The sequence below is a fragment of the uncultured Microbulbifer sp. genome (assembly GCF_947504145.1).
Classification (GTDB): Bacteria; Pseudomonadota; Gammaproteobacteria; order Pseudomonadales; family Cellvibrionaceae; genus Microbulbifer.
In genome coordinates this window covers 189,560-215,065 of sequence record NZ_CANNGQ010000001.1, presented here as the reverse complement: position 1 = coordinate 215,065, position 25,506 = coordinate 189,560, and the positions used below count along the sequence as shown (strand labels likewise).

22 protein-coding genes are annotated in these 25,506 nt (G+C 58.5%); 11 read left to right on the top strand and 11 right to left on the bottom strand.

The annotated features are described in order from the left end of the window. Positions 1 to 269 precede the first annotated feature (269 nt). Positions 270 to 1,883 (top strand): glucose-6-phosphate isomerase, encoded by a 1,614-nt coding sequence (gene pgi, locus Q1A74_RS00940; protein ID WP_299591507.1) that lies wholly within the window; start codon positions 270 to 272, stop codon positions 1,881 to 1,883. 48 nt (positions 1,884 to 1,931) lie between these two features. Here pgi and Q1A74_RS00935 read toward each other — a convergent pair whose 3' ends face one another. Both Q1A74_RS00935 and Q1A74_RS00930 read right to left on the bottom strand, forming a co-directional pair. Then, positions 1,932 to 2,693 (bottom strand): slipin family protein, encoded by a 762-nt coding sequence (locus Q1A74_RS00935; protein WP_299591505.1) that lies wholly within the window; start codon positions 2,691 to 2,693, stop codon positions 1,932 to 1,934. 20 nt (positions 2,694 to 2,713) lie between these two features. Beyond that, positions 2,714 to 4,147 carry a nodulation protein NfeD gene (locus Q1A74_RS00930; RefSeq protein ID WP_299591503.1) on the bottom strand — a complete coding sequence of 478 codons (1,434 nt, stop codon included), beginning with the start codon at positions 4,145 to 4,147 and terminating at the stop codon, positions 2,714 to 2,716. 234 nt (positions 4,148 to 4,381) lie between these two features. Between Q1A74_RS00930 and Q1A74_RS00925 the strand changes: the two genes are divergently transcribed. Continuing rightward, positions 4,382 to 5,068 carry a hypothetical protein gene (locus Q1A74_RS00925; RefSeq protein ID WP_299591501.1) on the top strand — a complete coding sequence of 229 codons (687 nt, stop codon included), beginning with the start codon at positions 4,382 to 4,384 and terminating at the stop codon, positions 5,066 to 5,068. Positions 5,069 to 5,100: 32 nt separating this feature from the next. Here Q1A74_RS00925 and Q1A74_RS00920 read toward each other — a convergent pair whose 3' ends face one another. From Q1A74_RS00920 to Q1A74_RS00900, 5 genes are all read right to left on the bottom strand, one after another. Further along, a complete protein-coding gene (locus Q1A74_RS00920; RefSeq protein WP_299591499.1) occupies positions 5,101 to 6,777 on the bottom strand; it encodes a GNAT family N-acyltransferase in 1,677 nt (558 codons plus the stop codon). Then, on the bottom strand, positions 6,774 to 7,604 hold the full coding sequence (locus tag Q1A74_RS00915) for a UDP-2,3-diacylglucosamine diphosphatase (protein ID WP_299591497.1): 831 nt from the start codon (positions 7,602 to 7,604) through the stop codon (positions 6,774 to 6,776). The genes Q1A74_RS00920 and Q1A74_RS00915 overlap by 4 nt, the downstream gene beginning before the upstream one ends. A gap of 152 nt (positions 7,605 to 7,756) precedes the next feature. Further along, complete coding sequence (locus Q1A74_RS00910) at positions 7,757 to 8,521, bottom strand: hypothetical protein (protein ID WP_299591495.1); 765 nt, start codon at positions 8,519 to 8,521, stop codon at positions 7,757 to 7,759. A 53-nt stretch (positions 8,522 to 8,574) separates the two neighbouring features. Further along, positions 8,575 to 9,948, bottom strand: coding sequence for a hypothetical protein (locus Q1A74_RS00905; protein WP_299591493.1), 1,374 nt, complete (start codon positions 9,946 to 9,948; stop codon positions 8,575 to 8,577). Between the two features lie 282 nt (positions 9,949 to 10,230). Next, a complete protein-coding gene (locus Q1A74_RS00900) occupies positions 10,231 to 10,563 on the bottom strand; it encodes a DUF1820 family protein (protein ID WP_299591491.1) in 333 nt (110 codons plus the stop codon). Positions 10,564 to 10,767: 204 nt separating this feature from the next. Between Q1A74_RS00900 and miaB the strand changes: the two genes are divergently transcribed. The 6 genes from miaB (at position 10,768) to Q1A74_RS00870 (ending at position 17,769) form a co-directional block, all read left to right on the top strand. Next, on the top strand, positions 10,768 to 12,162 hold the full coding sequence (miaB, locus tag Q1A74_RS00895) for a tRNA (N6-isopentenyl adenosine(37)-C2)-methylthiotransferase MiaB (RefSeq protein ID WP_299591489.1): 1,395 nt from the start codon (positions 10,768 to 10,770) through the stop codon (positions 12,160 to 12,162). A 208-nt stretch (positions 12,163 to 12,370) separates the two neighbouring features. Next, positions 12,371 to 13,456 (top strand): PhoH family protein, encoded by a 1,086-nt coding sequence (locus Q1A74_RS00890; RefSeq protein ID WP_299591487.1) that lies wholly within the window; start codon positions 12,371 to 12,373, stop codon positions 13,454 to 13,456. A gap of 10 nt (positions 13,457 to 13,466) precedes the next feature. Then, entirely contained in the window at positions 13,467 to 14,039 is a 573-nt protein-coding gene (ybeY, locus tag Q1A74_RS00885; RefSeq protein WP_299591485.1) for an rRNA maturation RNase YbeY, read from the top strand. A gap of 8 nt (positions 14,040 to 14,047) precedes the next feature. Next, positions 14,048 to 14,944 (top strand): HlyC/CorC family transporter, encoded by an 897-nt coding sequence (locus Q1A74_RS00880; protein ID WP_299591483.1) that lies wholly within the window; start codon positions 14,048 to 14,050, stop codon positions 14,942 to 14,944. Beyond that, on the top strand, positions 14,944 to 16,524 hold the full coding sequence (gene lnt, locus Q1A74_RS00875; protein WP_299591481.1) for an apolipoprotein N-acyltransferase: 1,581 nt from the start codon (positions 14,944 to 14,946) through the stop codon (positions 16,522 to 16,524). Before Q1A74_RS00880 ends, lnt begins: the two co-directional genes overlap by 1 nt. A 312-nt stretch (positions 16,525 to 16,836) precedes the next feature. Further along, on the top strand, positions 16,837 to 17,769 hold the full coding sequence (locus tag Q1A74_RS00870; protein WP_299591479.1) for a TIGR01777 family oxidoreductase: 933 nt from the start codon (positions 16,837 to 16,839) through the stop codon (positions 17,767 to 17,769). A gap of 108 nt (positions 17,770 to 17,877) precedes the next feature. Here the strand turns inward: Q1A74_RS00870 and Q1A74_RS00865 are convergent, their stop codons facing one another. The 3 genes from Q1A74_RS00865 to Q1A74_RS00855 form a co-directional block, all read right to left on the bottom strand. Continuing rightward, a complete protein-coding gene (locus tag Q1A74_RS00865) occupies positions 17,878 to 18,267 on the bottom strand; it encodes a hypothetical protein (protein ID WP_299591477.1) in 390 nt (129 codons plus the stop codon). A 255-nt stretch (positions 18,268 to 18,522) separates the two neighbouring features. After that, positions 18,523 to 19,305, bottom strand: a complete 783-nt coding sequence (locus Q1A74_RS00860; RefSeq protein WP_299591475.1) for a YdcF family protein — start codon at positions 19,303 to 19,305, stop codon at positions 18,523 to 18,525. Positions 19,306 to 19,384: 79 nt separating this feature from the next. Then, positions 19,385 to 19,879, bottom strand: a complete 495-nt coding sequence (locus Q1A74_RS00855) for a hypothetical protein (protein WP_299591473.1) — start codon at positions 19,877 to 19,879, stop codon at positions 19,385 to 19,387. 102 nt (positions 19,880 to 19,981) lie between these two features. Between Q1A74_RS00855 and leuS the strand changes: the two genes are divergently transcribed. From leuS to holA, 3 genes are all read left to right on the top strand, one after another. Then, a complete protein-coding gene (gene leuS, locus Q1A74_RS00850; RefSeq protein WP_299591471.1) occupies positions 19,982 to 22,579 on the top strand; it encodes a leucine--tRNA ligase in 2,598 nt (865 codons plus the stop codon). A gap of 192 nt (positions 22,580 to 22,771) precedes the next feature. Next, positions 22,772 to 23,290: an LPS assembly lipoprotein LptE gene (lptE, locus tag Q1A74_RS00845; RefSeq protein WP_299591469.1), complete on the top strand. Its 519-nt coding sequence runs from the start codon at positions 22,772 to 22,774 to the stop codon at positions 23,288 to 23,290. Further along, positions 23,290 to 24,294 (top strand): DNA polymerase III subunit delta, encoded by a 1,005-nt coding sequence (gene holA / locus Q1A74_RS00840; protein ID WP_299591466.1) that lies wholly within the window; start codon positions 23,290 to 23,292, stop codon positions 24,292 to 24,294. Before lptE ends, holA begins: the two co-directional genes overlap by 1 nt. A 59-nt stretch (positions 24,295 to 24,353) precedes the next feature. On the opposite strand, the gene Q1A74_RS00835 is transcribed toward holA, so the two are convergent. Beyond that, positions 24,354 to 25,472 carry a glycoside hydrolase family 18 protein gene (locus tag Q1A74_RS00835; RefSeq protein WP_299591464.1) on the bottom strand — a complete coding sequence of 373 codons (1,119 nt, stop codon included), beginning with the start codon at positions 25,470 to 25,472 and terminating at the stop codon, positions 24,354 to 24,356. Positions 25,473 to 25,506 lie beyond the last annotated feature (34 nt).

The following is a 25,506-nucleotide window of genomic DNA, read 5'->3' as shown; positions in this document are numbered from 1 at the left end:
TGGATCCGGGAATTTTCCAGCGGCAAAAACGCCCCTGAGAGGTATCGTCCTGTTTCGCTCTCCCGCTTTCGCTACCTGACCTGCTCCAGCTATACCGCCGACCTCCAGCCCACTCCGCTTCAATATTGAACACCCATTGCACGGTATTGATGCACCGCTGTATATCCTTGTCTGCCACGACCGAATTCGTCTCTCAAACTGGCCGCACAGGTCAATTGCCGTTAATATTTGCGCCTTTCCTTTTCACTGTCAGCGAAGAACTTTTGACCATGGATGCTCTCCCCCTGTCTGCCGCCATTTCCAAACTGCAACAACATAAAGACCAGCACCGCTGGTCACTGAGAGAGCTGTTCGCGGCCACACCGGACCGGGCACGGGGCTTCAGCGTTGAAGCCGCAGGCATTTACCTGGATTACAGCAAGAATCTGCTCAGCGCAGAAACTCTGCAACTGCTGCTGGAATACACCGATACCGCAGCACTGAAAGATCGTATCCGGGCACTGCTGAGCGGCACCCCCATCAATAACACCGAACACCGCCCGGCGCTGCATACCGCGTTGCGCTTCCAGGGGGAACCACAGACAGAGCACGAGCAGGCCGTAGCGGATTGCCGTGTGCAGATGGAAAAGTTTGTCGAGCAGGTACACAGCGGTGCCTGGACCGGTTTTAGCGGCAAGCGTATCCGCCACGTGGTCAATATCGGGATCGGTGGCTCTGACCTGGGCCCGCGCATGGTCTGTGAAGCACTGCGCCCCTGGCACAAAGACGACCTCACCGTGCACTTCGTGGCAAATGTCGACGGCGCCGACCTGAGCGACACCATCGCCACACTGCCCGCTGACGAGACTTTGTTTATCGTTGCCTCGAAGTCTTTCTCCACCCTGGAAACCCGGCAGAACGCGCTCTCAGCCCGCCAGTGGGTGCTCGACGCAGGCTGCGCTGAACCCGACCTGGAAAAACACTTCGTGGCGGTGAGCAGCAACATAGTGGCGGCACAGGATTTCGGTATCGCCGCGCAGAATATTTTCCCCATGTGGGACTGGGTGGGTGGGCGCTATTCACTCTGGTCCGCCATTGGCCTGCCCATTGCGCTGGCCTGCGGCTTTAAGGCCTACAGCGACCTGCTGAAAGGTGCCAACGCCATGGATACCCACTTTGCCGAGGCGGAATTTGCGGAGAATCTGCCGGTACTCATGGCCCTGATCCACTTCTGGTATCGCCAGTGCTGGAACACAGGCAGCCTGGCGGTGCTCCCCTACGCCCAGCGCCTTGCGAAATTCCCGGCCTGGTTACAACAGCTGGATATGGAGAGCCTGGGCAAGAGCGTGACCCGCGACGGGCAGCCGCTGCCCTATCCGAGCGGCAGTGTGATCTGGGGTGCAGAAGGCAGTAATGGCCAGCACTCTTTCCACCAGTTGCTGCACCAGGGCACGGATATGATTCCGGCGGACTTTGTCGCCATCAAGGAGCCGACGTCAGAACTAAAAGAGCAGCACCGGTGGTTGCTGGCCTGCTGCCTGAGCCAGAGTCAGGCGCTGCTGAAGGGGAAATCCCTGGCGGAAGCACGCAAGGAGCTGGAAGCCTCTGGCCACACGCACAAAGAGGTTCACCGGTTAGCACCGCACAAAGTGATTCCGGGCAACCGCCCGAGCAATACACTCATTCTGGAAAAGCTAGACCCGTTCCACTTGGGCAGCCTGCTGGCCCTGTACGAGCACAAGGTGTTTACCTTTGGCTGCCTGCTGGATATCAATCCGTTTGACCAGTGGGGCGTAGAGTTGGGCAAGGTACTCGGCAATGCGGTGCACGAGGCGATTGAGGGAGAGATTCCTGAGGACTGGGATGGCTCCACCGCCCACCTCCTCAAAAAGCTTCTGAAGTAAGTCTATCTTCAGCAGGCAGGGGGCACGCCGGCGTACCCCCTGCTCGATTCAACGTTCTCCCTTAACCTGCTTCTCGAGCAACGGTTTGATCAAATCCATCGGCAACGGGAACACAATCGTGGAGTTCTGCTCCCCGGCGATATCGATCAATGTCTGCATATAGCGCAAGCTCATGGCATTGGAGTTCTTTGAAAGCTCCTGCGCCGCCTCGGTGAGCTTCACCGCCGCTTGCGCTTCACCATCCGCGTGAATCACCTTGGCCCGCCGCGAACGTTCCGCTTCCGCCTGCTTGGCAATCGCCCGGATCATGCTCTCGTCGAGATCAATGTGTTTGATTTCCACATTCGTCACTTTCACGCCCCAGGCATCCGTCTGCTCATCCAGAATTTTCTGGATATCCACGTTGAGCTTGTCCCGTTCGGAAAGCATTTCATCCAACTCATGCTTACCCAACACCGAACGCAACGTGGTCTGTGAAAGCTGGCTGACCGCCTCATCGTAGTGCTCCACATTGATGATCGCTGATTGTGGATCGATCACACGGTAATACACCACTGCATTCACCTTCACCGACACGTTGTCCCGGCTGATGACATCCTGTGTCGGCACATCCATAACCACCGTGCGTAGATCCACCCGCTCCATGGTCTGGAGGACCGGGATGATGATGATCAACCCCGGCCCCTTTACTGACTGGAAACGCCCGAGAAAAAATACCACCGCGCGCTCGTACTCCCGCAAAACCCGGATCGCGTACATCACCAGCAATACCACCGCCAGCGCTAACAGACTCGCAAAATAACTGATCATAAACTCGCTCCCGCCTTTCCCTATTCCGGTTGTACCTGCAACATCAAACCCTGCTCCCCAATCACCTGTACCAACTGCCCTTCGGTAAGCAGATTGTCACAGTGGGCGCGCCAGATTTCTCCATCGACTTTTACCAGCAACGCTGGCTCCACTTCCGTCACCACCGCAGTGCGGCCCACCATCGCCTGATTGGCTGCAATTTTGGGCTTGCGCAGGCTGTGGCCCACCGCGTACAGAATGCCAAGCAGCGCCAGGCCGCTGATGCCGGCAATCCCGCCAATCAAACCTTTCGATACCTGCATGCCCGGCACATCACTGTCGATCAGCATCACTGAGCCGATCACCAGCGCCACCACACCGCCAATTCCCAGTGCGCCAAAACTCGGCACAAACAGCTCCGCTGCGATCAGCAGTGCCCCCACGATAATCAACGCCAGTCCGACGTAATTGATAGGCAGTACCTGCAGTGCGTAAAACGCCAGTAGCAGGCAAATGACGCCCACTACACCGGGCACGATGGCGCCAGGGCTATAGCCCTCGAAAATCAGGCCATAAATACCTACTAACAGAAGGATGTAGGCCACCTGGGGGTTGGTAATCAGGGAAAGTAGCTCATTGCGCCAGTCCGGTGCATAGGCCACTACCGGCAGCTTTGCGGTATCCGCGGTAACCTGTTCTGCACCGCTCGCAAGCAGTACTTCGCGCCCGGGAAGTTGTGCGAGGAGCTGTTCGCGGTTGTCGGCTACCACGTCGATCACATTTTCAGCCAGCGCCTCTTTCGCAGTCAGCGTCGCCGCATCGCGCACCGCTTGTTCGGCCCAGTCCGCGTTGCGCCCGTGACGATTTGCCAGGCCGCGAATGTAGGCCACCGAGTCGTTGATGACTTTCCGCTCCATCGCAGAACCCGGCTTGCTTTCGGAACCCCCGTCGGGCTGCGCCTCTTCCTTGCTATCGCCCTCCGATTTTTTATGCGCTTCGTCTGGTTCCGGCGGTTGTTGCCCGGGCATGCCACCACCACCAATTTGCACCGGGGTCGCCGCCCCCAGTGTGGTGGATGGTGTCATCGCCGCCACATGACTGGCGTACAAAATATAAGTGCCCGCACTGGCCGCCCGCGCGCCAGCAGGGGTCACATAGGTCACGTAAGGAAGATCGGAGGCGAGAATATGCTGGATGATGTCCCGGGTCGCAGCATCCAGGCCTCCGGGGGTATCCAGGGTGATGATAAATAGCCGCGCGCCCTGTTCGCGGGCGGTTTCGCTGGTGCGGATCAGGTAATCCGTAGTAGCGGGGCCGATAGGACCATCAATAGACAGCTCGGCAATGTGCGGGTGCGTTTCCCCATCGTTCGCTGCTGGGCCCTCTGCCGATTGCGCGAAACCGCAAGCAGAAAAAACCTGCGCCAGCACAAGCAGCAGGAATCCGGGTACTCCTTTCGACCACCACCGTTTCATGTGTTTTATCCTGGGCGGGAAAGATTGAGACAGAAACCTCAAGCGTAACAGAACGGCAAGACTTCAAAGGGAAGGAGGCGCCGGATATACCGGTATCGTTGGCTGCCGTTGGCTCATATTTGACTGATATTTGACTGAGAGTACCGAGGAACTCCTGCAGATAAGGCCAGTCCAAATTGAAGCAGAATCGCTTTTTGCCCACACTACCGCTGCAACCCTTTGTGAAATCGGCCTGTGTCACCCGCCATTGAAGAAAACCTATCCCCCCAGGCGAACAGTGACAGCACCAGGCCGCTCCTCGCCGGCCTTGCATTCGCACTGATATTGCACGCTGTATTCTTGCTCCTGCCCTACTCACCCGACACCGCGCACATCAAAGATCCGTCAAGATTCCAGATCACGTTGACTGCGCCCACTCCGCCAATAGAAACGCAAACGCACCCCGCCCAAACGCCGAATGACGCCGCTAAAACAGAGAACCCAGAAACGATGGCTGTTGAATCAAGCGCGCCTCGGGCCAGCACACGAAAATCAAGGCAAGAAGTGGCACCAGCGGCAGCGCCGATAAAGAGCCCCGTGCAGACTATGGATATGGGTAATGTGGAGGCTTCACCAGAGCCACCCCAAGCGGTACAGCCCATTCCCGGAGCCAAAACTCGCTCAACGGTTTTTGACCCGAGAATGGTTAATAAGCTGAAGGGTGAGCGCAACAGGGTACGGCAGGTTCGTTCACGGGATACGGAGTTCACCACAAACACCGGGATGTTTGTGCAAAGAGGCGACAGCTGCTGGGAAGAAAAAGACCTGCTTCCAGGTGATATCGACAGTAATGTCACTCAGCGCTTCAAAATCAAGTGCACCATCAACCGGCGCTCACAGAAAGATATCGACCGCCTGGCGGACAAATACGGGATTCCGTAATTATGATTGCGCCGGTTCAACGCATCCTTTTCTCACGCGTCTGCGAGATACCGCTTGGCAAACTTGGGATCCATTTTTTCCAGATCCACCACCACCAGTCCGTCTACGGAATCGCAGAAATCCGGGTCGATATTGAAAGCGTGGAAGCTGGTGCCGCCGGGTAGGGTAACCGCGGCATATTTCTTGAACAGCGGCGGCAGTACCACGCCCTCTTCTTTCAGGATCTGTTTCAGCTGCAACATATCTTCGTGCGCCTCACCGCAAAGTTCCGGTAAATCCGCACGGGCTTCAACAAACGGCAGCCGCGCATTGCCCATGGGTTTCTCGGTGGCGAAGTGGTGCAGGAAGTAGCGCACGATGGCGGACTTGGCACGGCGGGAGAAGTTGCCAGGCATGGACACCGGTCCGAACAGGAAGCGGCAGTTATTGCGTTGGATCCACTGGCCAATACCGCACCACAACAAGTCCAGGCCGCGACTGCGCCAGTATTCCGGCAGCAGGAAGCTGCGTCCCAACTCTGCGGAACGCGGCAGGCACTCTTCCGGTGAGCCGGAATAGTTGAACAGGGTGGTGCTGTAGATTCTGTCTGCGGCTAGCCCCTCGGTGCTGACCAGACGGTAGGCGCCGGCGATCTGCTGGCGCTCCTTGTCCCACAGCAACAGGTGGTCGTAATAGGCATCGAACGCATCCCAGTCGCGGCTGTATCCTGTGCCCTCGCCCACCGCGCGAAAAGCGATTTCCCGCAGGCGGGACAGTTCGCGCATTACCGGGCAATCTGCGCGCTGACTGTAGAGCTTCACCTCGAATTCACTGTGTGTCACCAGGGTCTCACAGTCGGCCAGTATCGCGGCTACCTCTGTGTTCGCTTCGGCCGCAGCAACAGGTTCCGGCGCCAGGCCCTGCGGGTTTTTATGCAGCCGGTAAACCTGATTCTTCCACAATTTTGCCTGCGCCCGCGGCGCCATGGGCCAGCTGCGGTAGTGCTCCGGGGTAACTGGAGTGCCGATACGAATGTCGATGCCTTTGCGCACCTGTTTGAACATCTCGCGCACCAGCCACAGGGTGGACAGTGGCTTGTTGACCATGGACAGGCCGTACCACCACAGGGAATTCCTGCCGCGCACCTGCACCGGCAGGATGGGTGCATTGGTCTTTTCCGCAAAGCGAATAAAACCGGGGTTCCAACGACCGTCGCGCACGCCCTGCGGAGTCAGGCGGGACACCTCTCCTGCGGGAAATACAATGATCGCACCACCGGCACGCAGGTGGTCGTAGATACCTTCCACATCTTCCCGCCGGGTGCGGCCGTTAAAGTTGTCTACCGGCAGAAGATAACTGCGCAGGGGCTCGATATTCCACAATAGCTGGCTGGCTACCGCTTTTACATCCTTGCGTACCCGCGCCACCAGATCGATCAACGCCAACCCATCCAGGCTGCCAAGGGGGTGATTGGAGACAATCACGAGTGGTCCGTCTTTGGAAATGCGTTCCAGTTCTGCGGGTGTCACGTCGTAACGGAAATCGAAGGAGCGGAATAGCTGTCGAATAAAGTCGAGCCCGCCAAGATGCGGGAAGTCGCGGCCCAGTTTCTGCAACTGCTGCTCGCAGCAGATTTTTTTTACCGTGGCGGACACCAGTCGGCGCGCCGGGCTTTTCGGCGCGACACTGTACCAGGGGTTTTTCTGCAACAGGTTTTCAAGCTGGATCATGCGGCAACGGCCTCGGTCATGATGCGGGCAATTTTCGGCGTGCGGTGCCAGTGCAATACATCCAACGCACCATTTTTTTCTTCCACGATCGCAGTCATGGAGTCCACCCAGTCGCCGCAGTTGGCGTAGGTTACCGGGCTCTTTTCCACAGGCGCTGCCGCTGGCTCTTTTGGCAACTCGGTTGGTGCCGCACTGTGGCGGATACCGGCGCGGTGGATATGCCCGCAGATGACACCGTCGTAGCCGCGGCGTCCGGTCTCGCGGATCGCCACTTCTTCAAACTTGTTCATCATCTTGCGCGCCGCGTGTACGCGGTTTTTGACGTGGTTGGCCAGGGACCACCAGGGCTTGTCGAAGCGACTGCGCCAGTAATTGATCCAACGATTGAATCGCAGCATCAGGTAATAACTGTGATCGCCGATGTGGTAACTGACAGGATTGATCTCGATGTGATGTTCGAACTGGTCGCCGTGGGTCACCCAGTAGCGTTTGCCATCAGCGGCAGTATGGGTCCACTCGCGCTCAATGCGGATATTGCCCAATCGCTTGCCCGCCCAGCTGCGCATGGGCGCATCGTGGTTGCCGGGGACGTAGATGATTTCCGGTACCCGGGTACTCAGGTCGGAGAGCATTTCCAGCAGCAGGCTGGAGGCGTGGCACCAGCTGCCCTTGCCCTGGGACATGGCCTTCATATCGAAGATGTCGCCCACCAGGTACACCGTATCTGCGGTATTCTGGGCGAGGAAGTCCGCCAGCCGCTGGGGCTCGCTGTCGCGGCTACCCAAGTGAACATCAGAAATCCACAATGCGCGATATCGATTACTCATTGGCAAGTCCCATCATTGGTTGCGGCCATTGGATGAGAGGAACTTTGCGTGAGTTTTTTTACAAACCGACGGCTGTTTCTTGAAGCTTCTGTTTCAATGGCACCGCGGCAAGGATTTTGGTGACAGATAGGGCGAAATCGGAGAATTGAGTTCTAATCCCGTACCCGCTGGATCTGCTCCAGCCTGGAAACACTGCCCAGATAGTCCTGCCAGCTGGCTTGCAACTCGGCGGTCTGGTAGCGCTGGTACTTTTCCCGGTCCAACCAGAAAACCCGGGTGCGCGCACGGCGCAGGTCGATCAACGGCAGCTGGTCGATGGCCGCAGATCCGCGCTTGAATACGGAGCCTGCGCGGGAATTCTGGATCATGTCGCTGACGATAGTGAGATGGACGTTTTCTGCCGCCGGGTCAAAATGATTCAGCGCCGCCACATCGGACAGCGCCTCATAAATGGGTGATACCGGCTGCTCGCCACCGGACACCGCGCGGCTGATGGCCTGGTCCAGCGGCTGCTCGAAGCGCTCGCGGTAGAGCGTCTGCACAAACTGCTGATTGGCTGTCAGTGCACTCACATCTTCCCCGGAATGGGGTTTGCAGAGGTCCACCACAGGATTGGACAGGCCGTTGTAATGGTCGTCGAGTACAAAGATCGAGAAGCGGTCGTTCACCGCTGCGGACGCCAGCAGGTCCGACAGGTGAGTATCGAGAAAATGTGTCTGGTGGGGCGACAGAGTATCCGACGCGTCAATGACCACAATATGCTGAGAAAAGCGCGGTAGGCTCGGGTTACACAGGGTGACCTTGTCGTAGTCACGCTCCGGTGCCCGCACCACATCCAGGGCGAAAAAACCCAGCCCTGCCAGCGCCAGAACACACAGAGAAAATACCGCAACGCCCCGCCGGTCTTCGCGAGACATTCGGCGGCGTCGAGCTGACGTGTTGCGTTTGCTTCTTTTTCCGAACATGGTCATTACGCTCTCCGCAGACCGTAATCCAGCTCAAGCTTGTCCACCAGCGCTGCGAGATCCTGCTGCAGCGACTCGCAGCGCGCATTCACCGTGTCGATCGCGCCGGTATATACATTATCCAGTTCCGCCATCAACGCTTCGAACGCGGCCAGGTCTCGCTGATGCTGCTCCAGCCCGGTGGTATTCAACCGCGGCAGCTTGTCCAGCTCAAAGCGCAGCAACTCGCCAAAATAGGCGGCGCGACGGTTCAGCATGCGTGCGGAGTACGACTGGTAATAACGAATCAGCTCGTCCAGCAATCCCTGCGCCTTGACGATATCTTCGTGGTAGTGACGATGAATCTCTTCACTGCGTTCGATGCTCGCCTTGAACTGGATAAACTGGGCACGGATCGTTTTTTCCCGGTCTGCCAGTATCTCGTGCACCTCTTCTCCCAACTCGTTGACGCTCTCAACCGCGTCCTCAAAGGCTTCTCCCCAGGACTTTTGCAGCGCGCGTACCCGCCTGGTAATCGCCGTGTAACCCGGGTAGCGGTCGTCCACGACAAAAAATTTGGCCGTCAGCAAAATCAGGGCAATGCCACTCACCACCACCATGATCCAGGAATTGAAATCCTGAATAGCCAGGGGCTGATTCCATAAACTGGTCATCGCCAGTTGCGAGGCCGTAAACGGATTCTGCTCGAGCGCCTCCCGGTAGTGGCCCACACCCAGTACAAACGTGGTGGCCACTGCCAACACCGACATACACAGCAGCGCTGCTCCAACCTTCCTGGCGAGATTCTGGTGAAAGCAATTGCGCAGAGAGAACGCCATAAATGCAGCGAAACCGAGATTGATCAGGGAGATGATGAACGCCTGAAAGAAGCCACCCACAAGCCCCAGGTCACTGCCTTTGGACAGGAAAAACGCATTCAGTACCGTTTCCAAAATAACAATAAAGAAAATAACCGAGTGGTGCAGGATCCGGGACTCCCGGTAAACCGCTTCGCGGGTGAGGCCATTGCGGTTGCGGAACATTTCCAGGTCCATCCGCAGGGCAGAATAGTCCTGCGCACTTCGCTTGAGCCCGCCCACAAGACTGGCCATGCGGCTGCTGATTTTTTTGTCCACCAGCGCATCGGTATTCTTCATGTCCTGGAACAGCTGGCGGATTTCTACTTCGCTGCGGTCCGCCAGTTCCTTGTCCAGCTCGGTCTGACGGTTTTCGTGCACACGGCCGATAATCTCGCGCACCACATAAGAGCGCAGGCTCTCTTCGCTTTCCGTATGATTGGAGCGATCGTGTTCGGGGATGCCCGCTTTCACATCGCGCTCGACGCGCTGCTCAATTTTGAGGGCGGAGATGGCGGCTTTAGTGGCCGGTATTGAAGTCATACTGTCACCTAAAAACTTCCACTACATTTTAGGTTTGGTGCGAATCGGAAAATCGGCGGCAGAAGGCAATTTCCCTATTCCCTCTTTCAGAATAGCCGCTTGGGAATTGTCGCCGTGGCGATTGCGACAAACCGTGCCGAGGTGGGGATACCTGCGCCAGCAAATCGTCCACCTGTCGCCCCTCTCAACAGCACACAAAGGCCCAGGCGTCATAGCCCCTGCCGGCAGGCACAAAAAAACGGGCGCGAGGCCCGTTTTTTTTTCAATATTTTCTTGGATGCATCACTCTGAATCGGTGGGATGCCGCATGGGTGAAGGAAAGGGAAACTGTGCAATCTTGTCGCCTTTCACTTCGTGCACCTTACCAACGCCCTCCTTTTCGACCTCGTCAATCCGCACGATGCTGTGCATGGGGATATAGGAGCGCTTCACGGAAGAAAATTCCGTTTTCAGTTTTTCCTCACTGGGATCTACCACCAGCTGGGACTTTTCGCCGAACACGAACTCTTCTACTTCGATAAAGCCATACATCTCGCTCTGGTAGATCGCGCGGGCGTACAGCTCGAACACCTGATTCTGGTTGTGGAAAATGACTTTGTAGATTGGGTTTGCCATAGATCGCTCGGTATGGGGGCGGGGAATTTCAAAGAGGGTTTCAAAGAAAGTTACGTGAGCCCCGTGAATTCTAGTGTGCAGCCGGGCCGGGCCCGAAAAAGCGCGGAAGATTAACACTCTAGTTTGATGGCGTCTATGCAGCCCCAGAGGCGGCCGGTATAATGCCCCACCTTTTAAATTGACCAGTTTTTGACCAGGCGCAACATGTCCCCAGAGAAGTCCTCCGAACTGACCGAAAAACCGGTGAAAAAGCTCTTCATCAAGACCCACGGCTGCCAGATGAACGAGTACGATTCTGCGCGCATGCGGGACCTGCTGGGCGAGTCCCACCAGATGGTACCCACGGATGACCCGGAAGACGCCGATGTACTGCTGGTGAACACCTGTTCTATCCGCGAGAAAGCACAGGAAAAATTGTTCCACCAACTGGGCCGCTGGAAGCACCTGAAAGAAAAGAATCCAGAGCTGGTTATCGGCGTCGGCGGCTGTGTGGCGAGCCAGGAAGGCGAGGCCATCGCCAAGCGCGCCCCCTATGTCGACCTGGTATTCGGCCCTCAGACCCTGCACCGCCTGCCGGAAATGATGGACACCCGCAAGCAGGATAGTGGCGCCATCGTGGTGGACGTTTCCTTCCCGGAAATCGAAAAGTTCGACCGCCTGCCCCAGCCCGAAGCGGACGGTGCCAGCGCGTTTGTCTCGATCATGGAAGGCTGCTCCAAATACTGCACCTTCTGCGTGGTGCCCTACACCCGAGGGGAGGAAGTAAGCCGCCCGGTAACAGACGTGCTGGATGAAGTGACGCATCTGGCCGACCAGGGAGTCCGCGAAGTCAATCTTCTGGGCCAGAATGTCAATGCGTATCGCGCGCCCGGTGAAGACGGCCAGATCGTGGATTTTGCCGAGCTGATCACCTATGTGGCAGCCATCGACGGCATCGACCGCATCCGCTACACCACCTCGCATCCAGTAGAATTCTCCGATGCGCTGATCGATGTGTACGCAGAAGTCCCGCAGCTTGTGAACCACCTGCACCTGCCGGTCCAGAGCGGTTCCGACCGCATTCTGATGGCGATGAAGCGCGGCCATACCGCACTGGAATACAAATCGAAGATCCGCCGTTTGAAGACCATCCGCCCGGATATCTGCCTGTCGTCGGACTTTATCATCGGCTTCCCCGGTGAAACCGAGCGCGACTTCGAAGCCACCATGAAGCTGATTCAGGATGTGGGCTTCGATATCTCCTTCAGTTTCATCTATTCCGCCCGCCCCGGCACACCGGCGGCCGACCTGCCGGACGACACCCCGGAAGAGATCAAGAAGCAGCGCCTGCAACTGCTGCAGCACCGTATCAATCAGCAGGCCGCGGAGATCGCGCGCCGAATGGTGGGCAATGTGGAGCGGGTACTGGTGAGCGGCGTCTCCAAGAAAGACCCGGGCCAACTGCAGGGCCGCACCGAAAACAACCGGGTAGTCAATTTCCGCTGTGACCAGATGGAGTTGATCGGCAAATTTGCCGATGTGCTGATTGAGGAAGCGCTGCCCAACTCCCTGCGTGGAACGCTGGTGGCTTCAGAGCTGGACGGGCCGCTGGATAGCTAGGAGAACACCCGGTTTTCGCCTGCAGGCAGGCTCCTCCAGGGAGGATTGCGCAGGCGAAACTGGTGGCCGGGATACCGGCAACCACAAACCGTCATACTCCCCTGTTATAAGCCCCGATACCGGTTAGAACCCATTCGTCACAAACCGACCTTTCCCCTACGAGGGAAATGGGTATAACCTACAGACTGAACCCCCAGACAAAAGGTGCATGGAAACCAATTTGGAAACACAAGCCCTCGCTCACAGCATCACCCTTGAGCCAAACGACGCCCGCCGCCTGGCCAATCTCTGTGGCCAATTCGATCAACACCTGCGCCAGATAGAACAGCGACTGGAAATCGAGATCCGCAACCGCGGCAATCAGTTTGCCTTTTACGGTGATGCCAATTCCGCCCGCGCGGCCGGAGAGATCATCAGCAACCTGTACAAGGAAACTGGAGGCAAAGACAGCCTCACGCCGGACGAGATTCACCTCGCCCTGCAGGAATCCGGGGTTGAAGAGCTGGTGAGTGGTAGGCAACAGATGGAAGACGGCGAAGGCGACCAGGTCGTATTGATCCGTACCAAAAAGTGTTCCGTGCGACCCCGTGGTATCAACCAGCGCAAATACGTGCGCGCGGTACAGACCAACGATATCAACTTCGGCATCGGCCCCGCCGGTACCGGTAAAACCTACCTGGCCGTCGCCTGCGCCGTGGAAGCCCTGCTCAAGGATTCCGTGGAGCGTATCCTGCTGGTGCGCCCGGCAGTGGAAGCCGGCGAGAAACTGGGTTTCCTGCCCGGTGACCTCAGCCAGAAGGTCGACCCCTACCTGCGCCCACTCTACGACGCCCTGTACGAAATGCTCGGCTTCGAAACCGTGGGCAAGCTCATCGAACGCAACGTCATCGAAGTGGCACCGCTGGCCTATATGCGCGGACGCACCCTGAACAATGCGTTTGTCATTCTCGACGAAAGCCAGAACACCACCCGCGAGCAGATGAAAATGTTCCTGACCCGGATCGGGTTCGGTTCCACCGCAGTGATCACTGGCGACCCGAGCCAGATCGACCTGCCCCGCGGCCAGGCTTCTGGCCTCAAGCATGCCATTGAAGTACTAAACAACGTAAACGGCATCAGCTTTACCCATTTCGGTGCCAAAGACGTGGTGCGTCACCCCCTGGTGCAACGTATCGTGGAAGCCTACGGGATTCACGAAGCAGAAGTGGAAGCCGCAGAAGAAGCCGAGCGCGCAGCGCGCAAGGCCGCAGCACTGCGGGCGGCAGGCAAGGCCTCTGGAGAAGATGCGGCCTGACGCCGCGCCCATGAACGCCAGCCAACCCGAGCAGCCGGCCCAGCCCGAATCGCTCTCGCCCGCTGACATCGTCCTTGATGTGCAGCGGGCCACCTCCCTCTCTTCACTGCCCGGCGACCAAGACCTCGTCCGCTGGGCGGCCGCTGCCGTGGGCGCGCACCGCGCCGAAGCCGAGATTTCCCTGCGCATCGTCGATGAAGAGGAAAGCCAGGCGCTCAACAGCCAGTACCGCGGCAAACACAAACCCACCAATGTGCTCTCCTTTCCCGCTGACATACCGGAAGAACTGGGTTTGCCCCTGCTGGGCGACCTGGTGATCTGCGCGCAGGTCGTGGCGAGGGAAGCGGAACAGCAGCACAAAGCCCTTTCTGCACACTGGGCACACATGGTGGTCCATGGCACACTGCATCTATTGGGTTACGACCATATCGAAGACGATGAGGCCGAGATCATGGAAAATCTCGAAACCCGCATTCTGGCGGGGCTGGGATTCAGTGATCCCTACCAGCCTGTAGAAGACACAACATTCGAGCCGGCGCGAACTGCGCGGGCTGACAATACGATAAACGGAACCGACGAGTAACGCGGAGTATGGCCACATCCATGACCACCGACGAACCCCCAAGTAGCTCCTCTTCCAACCGCCCCCGATCGGGGGAAAAGAACTGGTTGGAGAAAATACTGGGTGCCTTCTCACAAGAGCCCAAATCCCGCGATGAGCTGCTGGATATCATCAAGGACGCCGCCGAAAACAAGGTGGTAGATGCCGAAGCCCTGTCCATCATCGAGGGGGCGCTGGATGTGTCCAACCAGCAGGTGCGGGAGATCATGATTCCGCGCTCGCAGATGGTGGTGGTCAGCATTGAAGATCATCCGAAAGAATTTCTGCCCAAGATCATCGAATCCGGCCACTCCCGCTTTCCGGTGGTGGGTGAGAGTATCGACGATATCCGCGGCATTCTTCTCGCCAAAGACCTGCTGCCGCTGGTACTGAAGGGTGTGGACGAGTTCCGCCTGGAAGACCATATCCGCCCCGCCAACATCATCCCCGAAAGTAAGCGCCTGAACATCTTGCTGCGAGAATTTCGCGAGAACCGCTATCACATGGCTGTCGTAATCGACGAGTATGGTGGCGTCTCGGGCGTGGTAACCATTGAGGATATCCTCGAAGAAATCGTTGGCGAAATTGAAGACGAGACCGATGAGGAAGAAGCGGACAGCTTTATCCGCAAGGTGAGCGACAACGATTTCGTAGTGAAGGCACTGACCCCCATCGAGGACTTCAATGAGTACTTCGAGTGCGAGTTCAGTGACGAGGAGTTCGACACCATTGGCGGCCTGATCATGCAGTCCTTCGGCCACCTGCCGGGACGCGATGAAATGACCAAGATGGGAGACTTCAAATTCCGCGTCCTTTACGCCGACAACCGGCAGATTCACCTGCTGCGAGTCAGCCGTTTTGACAGGCCCGCTGAAGAAGATGGCTGATGCGTAACTCTCGACTCTTACCGCTCCTACCTTCCCTGGCCGCCCTGTTTGCCGGCGGCCTCCTCACCCTCTCCTTCGCCCCGTACAACCTCTGGTGGTGCAGCCTGCTCTCCCTGGGGTTGTTTGCGGTGCTGCTGGCACCGGGGCGCAATGGGGCCGAGAAACGGCTCAGTGGTAAACAGATCTACTGGCTCGCACTCTGCTTTGGTGTCGGGCTATTTGCCACCGGCGGGTCCTGGGTCTATGTCTCCATTACCGATTTTGGCAACTCCTCACCGCTGCTCGGCGTCCTGCTGACCGGTGCCTTTGTCGGCATCCTGGCCCTGTTGTTTGCACTGCCATTCCCCTTGCTCGCCCGCCTGCGCGCAAACCCGGCGTCCTTCGCCCTCGCGTTTGCCGCACTCTGGTTTGTCAGCGAATGGTGTCGCACCTGGATGTTTACCGGCTTCCCCTGGCTGTTCGCCGGTTACGGCCACACCCATACCTGGCTTGCGGGTTGGGCACCGGTGCTGAGCGTCTACGGGATCGGGCTATTGCTGGCTTTCTCTGCGGCCGTCGCAGCACTGTTTATCCGCCGTACCTTCGCGTCGTGGAAGTCCCCGCAAGCGCTGGTGCTGCTTACCACTGCTCTGCTGAGCTGGCCCTCCGGCCTGATTCTGTCACAACTGGACTGGACCCAGGCCAGCGGCACCACAAAAACTGTCGGGCTGGTGCAGGCCAACATCCCCCAGGACAAAAAGTGGCTACCAGAGTTTCGCGGCGAGACGATCAGACGCTACCAGTCCGCCACCCTAGAGCTACACCGGGAAAACGTGGACCTGGTGATCTGGCCTGAGGCCGCGCTGCCACTGCTGTACCATCAAGCACCCAACCTGATGGAAGCCCTGCAAAACAACGCCCAAGAAACGCAAACCGACCTGATCACCGGTGTTCTGTACGACACCGAACAGGATTACCGGCGGGTGATACACAATTCCGCCGCGGTGTTCGGCCAGGAACAGCAGCTTTACCACAAACGCCACCTGGTCCCGTTCGGCGAGTATGTGCCGCTGGAAGACTGGATTCGCGGCACCATTGAATTTTTCAACCTGCCCACCTCGTTTATCCGCCCGGGGCCCGAGGGCCAGCAACCCCTGCAGGCCGGCGGCCTAAACTGGGCACCGTTGATCTGCTACGAAATTGTCTATCCGCAACTGGTGGCGCGAAGCAGCGGCGACGCCGGCGTGCTGCTGACGCTGAGCAACGACGCCTGGTTTGGCCGCTCTATTGGCCCCCTGCAACATATGCAGATGGCGCAGATGCGCGCCCTGGAAACACGGCGTTATCTTGTGCGCGGCACCAACACCGGTGTCACCGCCATTGTCGCTCCAGACGGCACCATTACCGAACAACTGCCTCAGTTTGAGCAGGCTACCATGATCGGTCAGGTTGAATCCCGCAGCGGTTATACGCCCTTTATGGTGATTGGAGTCTGGGGAATCGTTGCCCTGGCCGCCCTGATGCTGATGTTCGCCGCACTGCTACAACGCCGCCCCACCGACGAAAACGAAACGGTGCTTACCCCCGAAGTAACAGACTGAAGCGGTAGCAGCAGCTTGTACACCGCCGGGGCGTTGTATGCCCCGGTATGCCGCCTGCTATTACTCGCCTTCACCCAATCCCCGCATTTATTTCCGGCATTCCGCGCAATCGTCTTGGTGGCTGCTATTATCGTGAGATATTCACCCGGCGAAGAGGGTGGCGTTGCCGTTTGGTTCCGCTCAATTCGCCCGGCGGGCCCATGAATTCCGGCCCGCTCCCGGTTCCGCCGCGTACAGCACACGGCGCCACAGAAACCGGGCAAATGTTTTCCATGCACAGACCAAACAATGTGCGGCACGGATGCCAGATTTATGCATTGCTTAATCACTGGCGGCACTGGATTGATAGGCCGTCTATTTTGTGCGAAATGGCTGGCGCGAGGCCATCGCCTGACCGTACTGAGCCGGTCACCCGACAAGGTGCACAAACTCTGCGGCGAGTCAGCCCAAGGCGTACGCGACCTGCAGCAGGTGGAAGGCCCGGTGGACGTAGTCGTCAACCTGGCAGGCGAAACCATAGCCAAGCGCTGGAGTAACGCGCGCAAGCAGGAAATCCGCCGCTCGCGCCTGGAAACCACTGCCCAGCTGGTGCAGTGGATACTTTCCCAGAGCCAGCGCCCCAAATACGTGCTGTCCGGCTCTGCGGTGGGTTACTACGGCGATCGCGGCGGCGACCTGCTGAAAGAATCCAGCGGCCCCGGCGGTGGATTTGCCGCAGATCTGTGCAAAGACTGGGAAGCCGCTACCCTGCCACTGCAGCAGGCTGATATCTGTGTAGGGATCATGCGCACCGCAATCGTGCTCTCCACCCGCGGCGGCGCCCTCGCACAGATGCTGCCCCCCTTCCGGCTGGGTCTGGGCGGTCCGATGAGCAGTGGCGAGCACTGGATGAGCTGGATTCACGAAGAAGACATAGTCGGCTTGATGCTCCACGCCATCGACCGGCAGCTCTGCGTGCCATTTAACGCCAGCGCACCGGAACCGGTCACCAACAATAGCTTCTCACGCCTGCTGGCCAAACAGCTTCACCGCCCCTGCCTGATGCGCACACCCGCATGGGTATTACGGCTGATGTTCGGCGAGATGGCCAACGAGCTCCTGCTCGCCAGCCAGAGGATGGAACCGCGCACCGCACTGGATAGTGGTTACAGCTTTCAGTACCCCACCCTGGAAAAAGCACTCGCCGAACTGCTCGGCCCCTCCCACGAAAATGGTGAAGCGCACCCCTCATCCAGGCCGCGCTAGCACCGGGGCCCACACTGCCCAACCGCCTTCCCAGCCCGGCAACACAAGACCCAAACGCAAAGAGCCCGCGTAAAGCGGGCTCAGGCGATCTAATCTCGGCGTTGGGCTTCAGGCTGCCGCGGTGTTGCGCGTCAGCACATCTTCCAGGTAATTGCGGGCCGCGTCCGAAGTTACCGGGTCGGCCTTGCAGTCCATGGGGGCAGAACCTACCCAGTGCGCATGCCAGCGGAACCAGTTATTAGCTTCCGCTTCGCTCTCGCGCTTGTCCTGACGCAGCTCGACGAAATCCGTCTGCTCCGGATCCAGCTTGAACTCGCGAACGATCTGCCCAACAAAGGTCTCGAAGTTCTTGCTCAATTTTGCCGCGCTGTCATCACCACCGGTAAGCAAAACCAGCTGGCGCTTGCCCCGCCGGGCCAGTTTGAAGCCGATCCATACCGGACGGTTCAGGCGATTGTGCAATTGAATGGGCGAAAAGGATGAAGGAATACCCGCCATCTGAACGTTACCTCGATTATTCTTATGTTGTTATATGCGATCCGGCCGAAGCCGCCGCCAGTAGCGCGGCGCTGATATCGCTCACATTAAGAGTTCCATTCATCAGGGCTCGTCTCCAAAAGCTCCAGGCACCCGTCAGCTTCCAAACGCTGGTTCAAAACAAGGTTTCAGAAGAAACTTTCCCTGAGGGCGCACATACTAGTTATTCATACTGAGCGCATCAAGCACCCATCCGGAACGAATGCGGCTACTGAGTCAGCAGCTGCGCCGCTTGGGCAGCGCCCGCCAGCGGTACCACTGGTCTCCCACCAACTCCCGCCAGTACACCTGGGTTCGCATCAGCGCCGCCGCACTGGGCAGCCAGCGCAACAGGCCGTTCTCGGCTCTGGGTACCAGCTCACCGGCACTACCTACCGCCAGTGGCCGTGCCTGGATACCGGCACGGGCAAAACTTTCGGCAGCCCGGGGCATATGCCACCAGTGCGTGACCAACAGCACCCCTTCGACGCCGGAGTCGTGCAAAAGTGCCGCGGAATTCGTGGCATTTTCCGCCGTAGTTCGACTGCAATTCTCACGCCAGGTTACCGGGCGCTGAAACAGATTCTCCATGGCATCGGCCATCAGATCCGCTTCCGGCACCTTTTCACCCGTGTAAACACGCCCACCGGAGACCAGAACAGGCAGTTTTTCCGGCGCCTGCTCCACTGCCCAAGCCACGCGCTCCAGGCTCGCCGCCGACAGCCGCTCGGCCCCTGTACCGGCATCCCGGTAACGTCCACCTCCCAGCACCACCACCGCCGCCGGCTCGAGATCCGGAACCGGCGCCTGCAGATTGGCCAGCCGCTGCCCTAACCAGCCAGAAAACACAGGGGTCGCGCAAATCCACAGAGTGAGGAAGCACAGAATCGCGAGCGGTAATGACAGTTTCGCGACGGGCGTCGACGACGGGAAAAACCAGAATACAAAGGCCATCAGCAGCCCCACCAGCGGAGCAAAGGGCGGCATAATCAGTGTGGCCAGGGCAGTTTGCAGTTCCATCGTACGGAGCGGGTATCCTGTTGCGAAGCGAGAATGTGTGTGATTTCAGGTTCCGTTGTTTGCGGTGCCGCCAGTGCGATTAACCTGCGCCGAGGCCGCCGGTGACCTGGCGGAAACAGCCGTAGCCACAGCGGTGGCAGGGGGTGATCTGGCTGCCGGGATCCGGCAGTGCGCGATAGCCGCAGCCGAGACACTGCAGCTCTTCACCCTCACCCACGGTTTCTCCGGCCAGGGCCCAGGGCTCGCCCTTGCGGATACAATGCATCAGCGCCGGCCAGGCCGCCTTAGTCGGGTCGGCGGCCTCCAGCATCCAGTCGCCGTAGCGCTCCTCCAGAGTCTTGAGCTCACCACCCAGGTCTTCCAGGTACTCCGCGGCCCTGTGCCGGTCGTCTTTCAGCCAGGCATTCAGGAAGGCGGCCTTGTTGGCGGTCAGCTTTTCTACCGCCAGTTCGTCCCTAACCAGCTCTTCCAGCTCCTGGCGCAGCCCGGCGGACAATTTTTCATCATCCAGCAGCAGATCAGGGTTATCCACCTCCGGCGTCGCATTCGTGCCGGCTTTAGGTTTCTTACTCACCCTATCCCTCCTATAATTCGCCGTTTTCCGACAGAACCGCGCAGGCGGTATTCGCTCGGAACATTCCAATAGATCGAGTCACAGAGTATAGGTTCCCCACAGATGGAAGAGCAGTACAACCCCTCCGCAGTCGAAGCCGCCGCCCAGGCCCACTGGGCCGAGCAGAAAAGCTTCGAGGTAAAGGAAGATCCCGCCAAGGACAAGTTCTACTGCCTATCCATGTTCCCCTACCCCAGCGGCAAGCTGCACATGGGGCACGTGCGCAACTACACCATCACCGACGTGATTTCCCGCTACCAGCGCATGCAGGGCAAAAACGTGCTGCATCCCATGGGCTGGGACGCCTTCGGCCTGCCGGCGGAAAACGCCGCCATCCAGAACAAGACCGCACCGGCCAAGTGGACCTACTCCAATATCGAATACATGAAAGGCCAGCTGAAAGCCCTCGGCTTCGGTTTCGACTGGTCCCGCGAGCTGGCCACCTGCCAGCCCTCTTACTACCGCTGGGAACAGTGGTTCTTCACCCGCCTGTATAAGAAAGGCCTGGTGTACAAAAAGAACTCCGCGGTGAACTGGTGCCCCCACGACGCCACAGTACTCGCCAACGAACAGGTAGAAGACGGTGCCTGCTGGCGCTGTGGCACTACCGTTGAGCGCCGCGAATTGGCCCAGTGGTTTATCAAGATCACTGACTACGCCGAAGAACTGCTGAAAGACCTGGACCAGCTGCCGGACTGGCCGGAACAGGTGCGCACCATGCAGCGCAACTGGATCGGCAAATCCAGGGGCGTCGAGCTGGCTTTCGCCCTGCCGAAAACCATCGCAGGCGTCGACCACTTCGACGTCTACACCACCCGCCCGGACACATTGATGGGTGTGACCTACGTGTCTCTGGCCGCCGAGCACCCGATCGCCCTGGAACTGGCCGAAAGCAATCCAGAGCTGAAAGCCTTTATCGCCGAATGTAAAAAGCAATCCATGTCCGAAGCCGATATGGCCACCATGGACAAGAAAGGCATGGATACCGGCCTCAAGGCCATCCACCCGCTCACCGGCGAAGAAGTACCGGTGTGGATCGCCAACTACGTGTTGATGGATTACGGCTCCGGCGCCGTCATGGCCGTACCTGCCCACGACCAGCGCGACTGGGAATTCGCCAAGAAATACGACCTGCCGATTGAGCAGGTGATCGCCCCCGCCGGTGACGAAACCATCGACCTCGACAAAGAAGCCTTCACCGAGAAAGGTGTGCTGGTCAATTCCGGCGGCTTCGACGGCCTCGACTTCGATGCCGCTTTCAATGCCATCGCCGATGGTTTAGAGGCCGCCGGCAAAGGTCGCGTCACCACCAACTACCGCCTGCGCGACTGGGGTGTCTCCCGCCAGCGCTACTGGGGCGCCCCCATCCCCATGTTCAACCAGGCCGACGGTACCGAGATTCCGGTACCAGCGGAAAAACTGCCGATTCTGCTGCCGGAAGACGTGGAGCTGGACGGCGTTACCTCCCCGATCAAAGCAGATCCGGAATGGTGCAAAGACGAATACAACGGTGAAGCAGTCACCCGCGAAACCGACACCTTCGACACCTTCATGGAATCCAGCTGGTACTACGCCCGCTATACCTGCCCGGACTTCGAACAAGGCATGCTCGACCCCGACCGCGCCAACTACTGGCTGCCGGTGGACCAGTATGTAGGCGGTATCGAACACGCCATCCTGCACCTGCTGTATGCGCGCTTCTTCCACAAACTGATGCGCGACGAAGGCCTGGTAAAAAGTGACGAGCCCTTCAAACGCCTGCTGTGCCAGGGCATGGTGTTGGCTGAATCCTTCTACAAAGAAGAAAATGGCCACAAAACCTGGATTGCCCCCACTGCCGTAGATGTCGAGCGCGACGAAAAAGGCAAGCCGATCAAGGCCATCGAGCGCGCCACTGGTGAAGAAGTCATCGCCGGCGGCGTGGTCAAAATGTCCAAGTCCAAAAGCAACGGCATCGACCCCCACGCCACCGTGCAGGAATACGGTGCCGACACCGTACGCCTGTTCACCATGTTCGCCGCGCCCCCCGAGCAGACCCTCGAATGGCACGACTCCGGTGTCGAAGGCGCCAGCCGCTTCCTGCGCAAACTGTGGAAAACCGTACACAGCCACATTGAAGCCGGCGATGGCAGCAGCGAGATTGACGTAAACAATCTCAGCGACAAGCAGCAGCAACTGCGCCGTAAAACCCACGAAACCATCCAGAAAGTCAGCGACGACTACGGCCGCCGCCAGACCTTCAACACCGCCGTTGCCGCGGTGATGGAACTGCTGAATGAAGTGAACAAGGTTGCCGAACGCGATTCCGCCAACGGCCTTGCCGTCGAGCGCGAAGCACTGCAGGCCGCAGTCCTCCTCCTCGCCCCGGTTACCCCGCACATCAGCCACGAACTGTGGAATGCGCTCGGCAACTCCAGCGAACTGGTCGATGCCCCCTGGCCGACCGTGGACGAAAAAGCACTGGTCCGCTCCAGCATCACCCTGGTGATTCAGGTCAACGGCAAGCTGCGCGCGAAACTGGAAGTGCCTGCGGATGCGGACAAAGAAGCGCTGGAAAAAATGGCACTAGCGGACGAAAACGTCCTGAAATTTACCGAAGGTAAAACCGTACGCAAGGTGATTGTGGTACCGGGTAAGCTGGTCAACATCGTCGCCAATTAACCAATTCAATTCGCTTCGAAGCAATAAAGCCAAACGCGAAGGACGGGTGCCGGGTACAGGTTTTCAGGTGCGTCGCAAACAGGATGTTTGCGCCGCAGCGCCCAGGGATGGGTTCACAGCGGTCCTGAAAACCTGTACCCGGTGCCCGTCCGCCACAAGACAAAAAACCACCGGACCAAGATGAAAAATACAGTGCTCCGCATAACCGCAATAATCCTGGCCGTTGCAATCTCAGCCTGTGGCTGGCACCTCCGCGGCGCACCGAAAAACTTCCCCCCCGGCAGCAAGCTCTACATCACCACCGAAGACCCCAGAAGCGAACTGGCCGACAGCATCACCCGCCTGCTGCAAACCAGCGGTCTGCCACTCGCGGAAGACCCGGTCGAAGCCGATTTCACCCTCACCATTCACCGAGAGATCGAGAAAAAACGCACCGTCTCCGTGGATGCCCGAGGTCGCGCCTCCGAATACGAACTGATCACCAGTGCCGAATACAGCGTGCAAGATAAAAACGGCCGTGACCTGCTCACCCAAGCCCGGGCAGATGTCTACCGCACACTGGAGTGGGACGACGCCGAAGTGGTGAGTAAAGGCGAAGAAGAGCGCCTACAGCGCGAAGAAATGCGCCGCGAGCTCATAAGCCGCATTATCGACCGCCTGCGCCGTATAGAGATCAGCGCTCCCGTCACCGATAATCCGGCAGCCCCCTGATGCCACGTATCAATCCTCGCCAACTGGCGCAAAACCTTCGCCAGGGTCTCGCCCCCATCTACGTCGTCACCGGCGACGAACCGCTGTTGGTACAGGAGTGCTGCGACAGTATCCGCGAGGCCGCGCGCAAACACGATTTCAACGAGCGCGAACTGCTGCACGGCGAACACAACTTCGACTGGGGGCAACTGCTTTCCGCCGCTGGCAGTATGTCCCTGTTCGCCGATAAAAAAATTATCGAACTCCGCCTGCCCGGCGGCAAACCCGGCGACAAAGGCAGCAAAGCGCTACAGGAATTCGCCAGCATGGCGAACGACGAAACCCTGCTGCTGCTAGTCCTGCCACGCCTCGACCGCTCGCAACTGAACAGCAAGTGGGTAAAAGCCCTGGAAGCCAAGGGTGTACTGATTCAGATCTGGCCTGTCGACGCCTCGGAAATGCCCCGCTGGATCCACCAGCGCCTGCGCGCGAACGGCCTCGACGCCGAGCCGGAAGCCATCCAGATTCTCGCCGAACGGGTGGAAGGCAACTTGCTCGCCGCCAGCCAGGAAATCGAAAAACTGAAGCTGCTGGCCAACGACAACATTATCACCGCCGAGACCATGAATAATGCCGTCGCCAGCTCCGCCCGCTACGACGTCTTCGGCCTGATAGACAAAGCCCTTGCCGCCGATGCCGCTGGCGCGGTTCGTACACTACAGGGGCTGCGCGCCGAAGGCGTCGAAGCCCCGGTAGTGCTCTGGGCCATCGCCCGCGAAATTCGCACGCTACTGGAAACCCAGGAGAAACTGGACCAGGGCCAACCAATCAACCGCCTGGTGCGCATTCAAAAACGCCAGCCGCTGGTCCAATCCGCCTGCCAACGCCTGCGGCCCCGCCACCTGCAAAACTTCCTGCTCCGCGCCCGCGCAGTCGACAACGCCATCAAAGGCGGCAAGGAAATGGATCCCTGGGCGGGCTTGCTGGAGCTCACACTGAACCTCTCCGGCAAACGCAGCATCTAGTACGCACTTCTAGTGCGTACTTCGCTCTGTTCGCCTGCAGGGCAGGCTCCTACAGCTTACTATTCTGCGGTTTTTGCGGAATAAATTGCGTCGAGTAACACTCCCTCTTCGCTGTCTCCCGGCAATTCCCAAAACATGATGCCGCCCAACCCGAGCTTTTTCGCATACTCCGTTTTCAGCGCGACTGACTTCGGGTTATCAAACGTCGCGTAGCGTTTTTGTTCCGGGTTATAGGCGTAAGCCGCGCCGGCCTCCTCATCCCAAAAGACGCTGTAGCCATTCACTTCCCGGTACTCCGCACCCTGTTGGGAAAAGCGCAATCCCGGTACATGCTTGCCGCTCTGATAGCGACCGTTACTGCCCTTTTCTACGCCTTCCCAGACACGGGAATAAAACGCCGCACCAATCACGATTTTCTGCGCCGGAACGCCGGCATTCAGAAGAAACTGCACCGCATTGTCGGTGGACTGCTTCTGCCGCTCCGTGGAATAGAGTGGTGTGTGGTGGCCAGTTACGGTGCTGAAGCCGTTGACCAGGTCGTAACTCATCAGGTTGACGCTGTTAATCAACGGCGTCACCGCCTGCCAGTCGAGTGACTTTTGCAGAAACTCATCAAAGCCTCCGGCGGCAACGGTAATCAAATAGTTTTGACCCAAAGTAGCGCGCAACTGCCGCACCAGCGCAGTGAAATTGTCGCGATCTTCCGGCTTGAACGGGTGGCCCGGATGCCCTTCGATAGACGGGTACTCCCAATCCATGTCGAGACCATCTCCACCGATTTCATCGAGCGCGGTCTTCACCGATTGTGCAAAAGCGCGTCGATTCTCTGCGGAGGAAAATACGTCCGAGCAGGGTTCGCACCCACCCCACCCTCCCAGAGCCAACATCACTCTGAGGTGAGGATACTGCGCTTTCAGTGCCAACAGGCGCCGATAGGAGGCTCTCGCGTTCTCGTCGCGAAATGCCATTTCGTTACCATCCAGATACACAAAGCTGTAGATCAGGTGCGTGAGCTTATTAAAGTCATATCGGGCGAGGTCGCGACCATCACCGGTGTAATAGCCCATTACTGCCATCTCATCGGGGCTGACCGGCGGGGCCTCCGATCCACTATCTGCCAAGGCTCCACTAGCCAATAGCGCCAACCACAGACTGCTCCAACGCAACCAGTTACCCATCGTTCTCTCCTTACTTAATGTCCGGGTTTGTCTT

Bases quoted from the DNA above. Each gene is read 5' to 3' on its own strand.
- miaB (WP_299591489.1), top strand. From the start codon at position 10,768: ATGTCCCCAGAGAAGTCCTCCGAACTGACCGAAAAACCGGTGAAAAAG.
- Q1A74_RS00835 (WP_299591464.1), bottom strand. From the start codon at position 25,472: ATGGGTAACTGGTTGCGTTGGAGCAGTCTGTGGTTGGCGCTATTGGCT.
- Q1A74_RS00905 (WP_299591493.1), bottom strand. From the start codon at position 9,948: ATGACTTCAATACCGGCCACTAAAGCCGCCATCTCCGCCCTCAAAATT.
- Q1A74_RS00880 (WP_299591483.1), top strand. From the start codon at position 14,048: ATGGCCACATCCATGACCACCGACGAACCCCCAAGTAGCTCCTCTTCC.
- Q1A74_RS00865 (WP_299591477.1), bottom strand. From the start codon at position 18,267: ATGGCGGGTATTCCTTCATCCTTTTCGCCCATTCAATTGCACAATCGC.
- Q1A74_RS00915 (WP_299591497.1), bottom strand. From the start codon at position 7,604: ATGAGTAATCGATATCGCGCATTGTGGATTTCTGATGTTCACTTGGGT.
- Q1A74_RS00860 (WP_299591475.1), bottom strand. From the start codon at position 19,305: ATGGAACTGCAAACTGCCCTGGCCACACTGATTATGCCGCCCTTTGCT.
- lnt (WP_299591481.1), top strand. From the start codon at position 14,944: ATGCGTAACTCTCGACTCTTACCGCTCCTACCTTCCCTGGCCGCCCTG.
- pgi (WP_299591507.1), top strand. From the start codon at position 270: ATGGATGCTCTCCCCCTGTCTGCCGCCATTTCCAAACTGCAACAACAT.
- Q1A74_RS00900 (WP_299591491.1), bottom strand. From the start codon at position 10,563: ATGGCAAACCCAATCTACAAAGTCATTTTCCACAACCAGAATCAGGTG.
- Q1A74_RS00920 (WP_299591499.1), bottom strand. From the start codon at position 6,777: ATGATCCAGCTTGAAAACCTGTTGCAGAAAAACCCCTGGTACAGTGTC.
- ybeY (WP_299591485.1), top strand. From the start codon at position 13,467: ATGAACGCCAGCCAACCCGAGCAGCCGGCCCAGCCCGAATCGCTCTCG.
- Q1A74_RS00930 (WP_299591503.1), bottom strand. From the start codon at position 4,147: ATGAAACGGTGGTGGTCGAAAGGAGTACCCGGATTCCTGCTGCTTGTG.
- Q1A74_RS00910 (WP_299591495.1), bottom strand. From the start codon at position 8,521: ATGTCTCGCGAAGACCGGCGGGGCGTTGCGGTATTTTCTCTGTGTGTT.
- Q1A74_RS00890 (WP_299591487.1), top strand. From the start codon at position 12,371: ATGGAAACCAATTTGGAAACACAAGCCCTCGCTCACAGCATCACCCTT.
- Q1A74_RS00870 (WP_299591479.1), top strand. From the start codon at position 16,837: ATGCATTGCTTAATCACTGGCGGCACTGGATTGATAGGCCGTCTATTT.
- Q1A74_RS00935 (WP_299591505.1), bottom strand. From the start codon at position 2,693: ATGATCAGTTATTTTGCGAGTCTGTTAGCGCTGGCGGTGGTATTGCTG.
- leuS (WP_299591471.1), top strand. From the start codon at position 19,982: ATGGAAGAGCAGTACAACCCCTCCGCAGTCGAAGCCGCCGCCCAGGCC.
- holA (WP_299591466.1), top strand. From the start codon at position 23,290: ATGCCACGTATCAATCCTCGCCAACTGGCGCAAAACCTTCGCCAGGGT.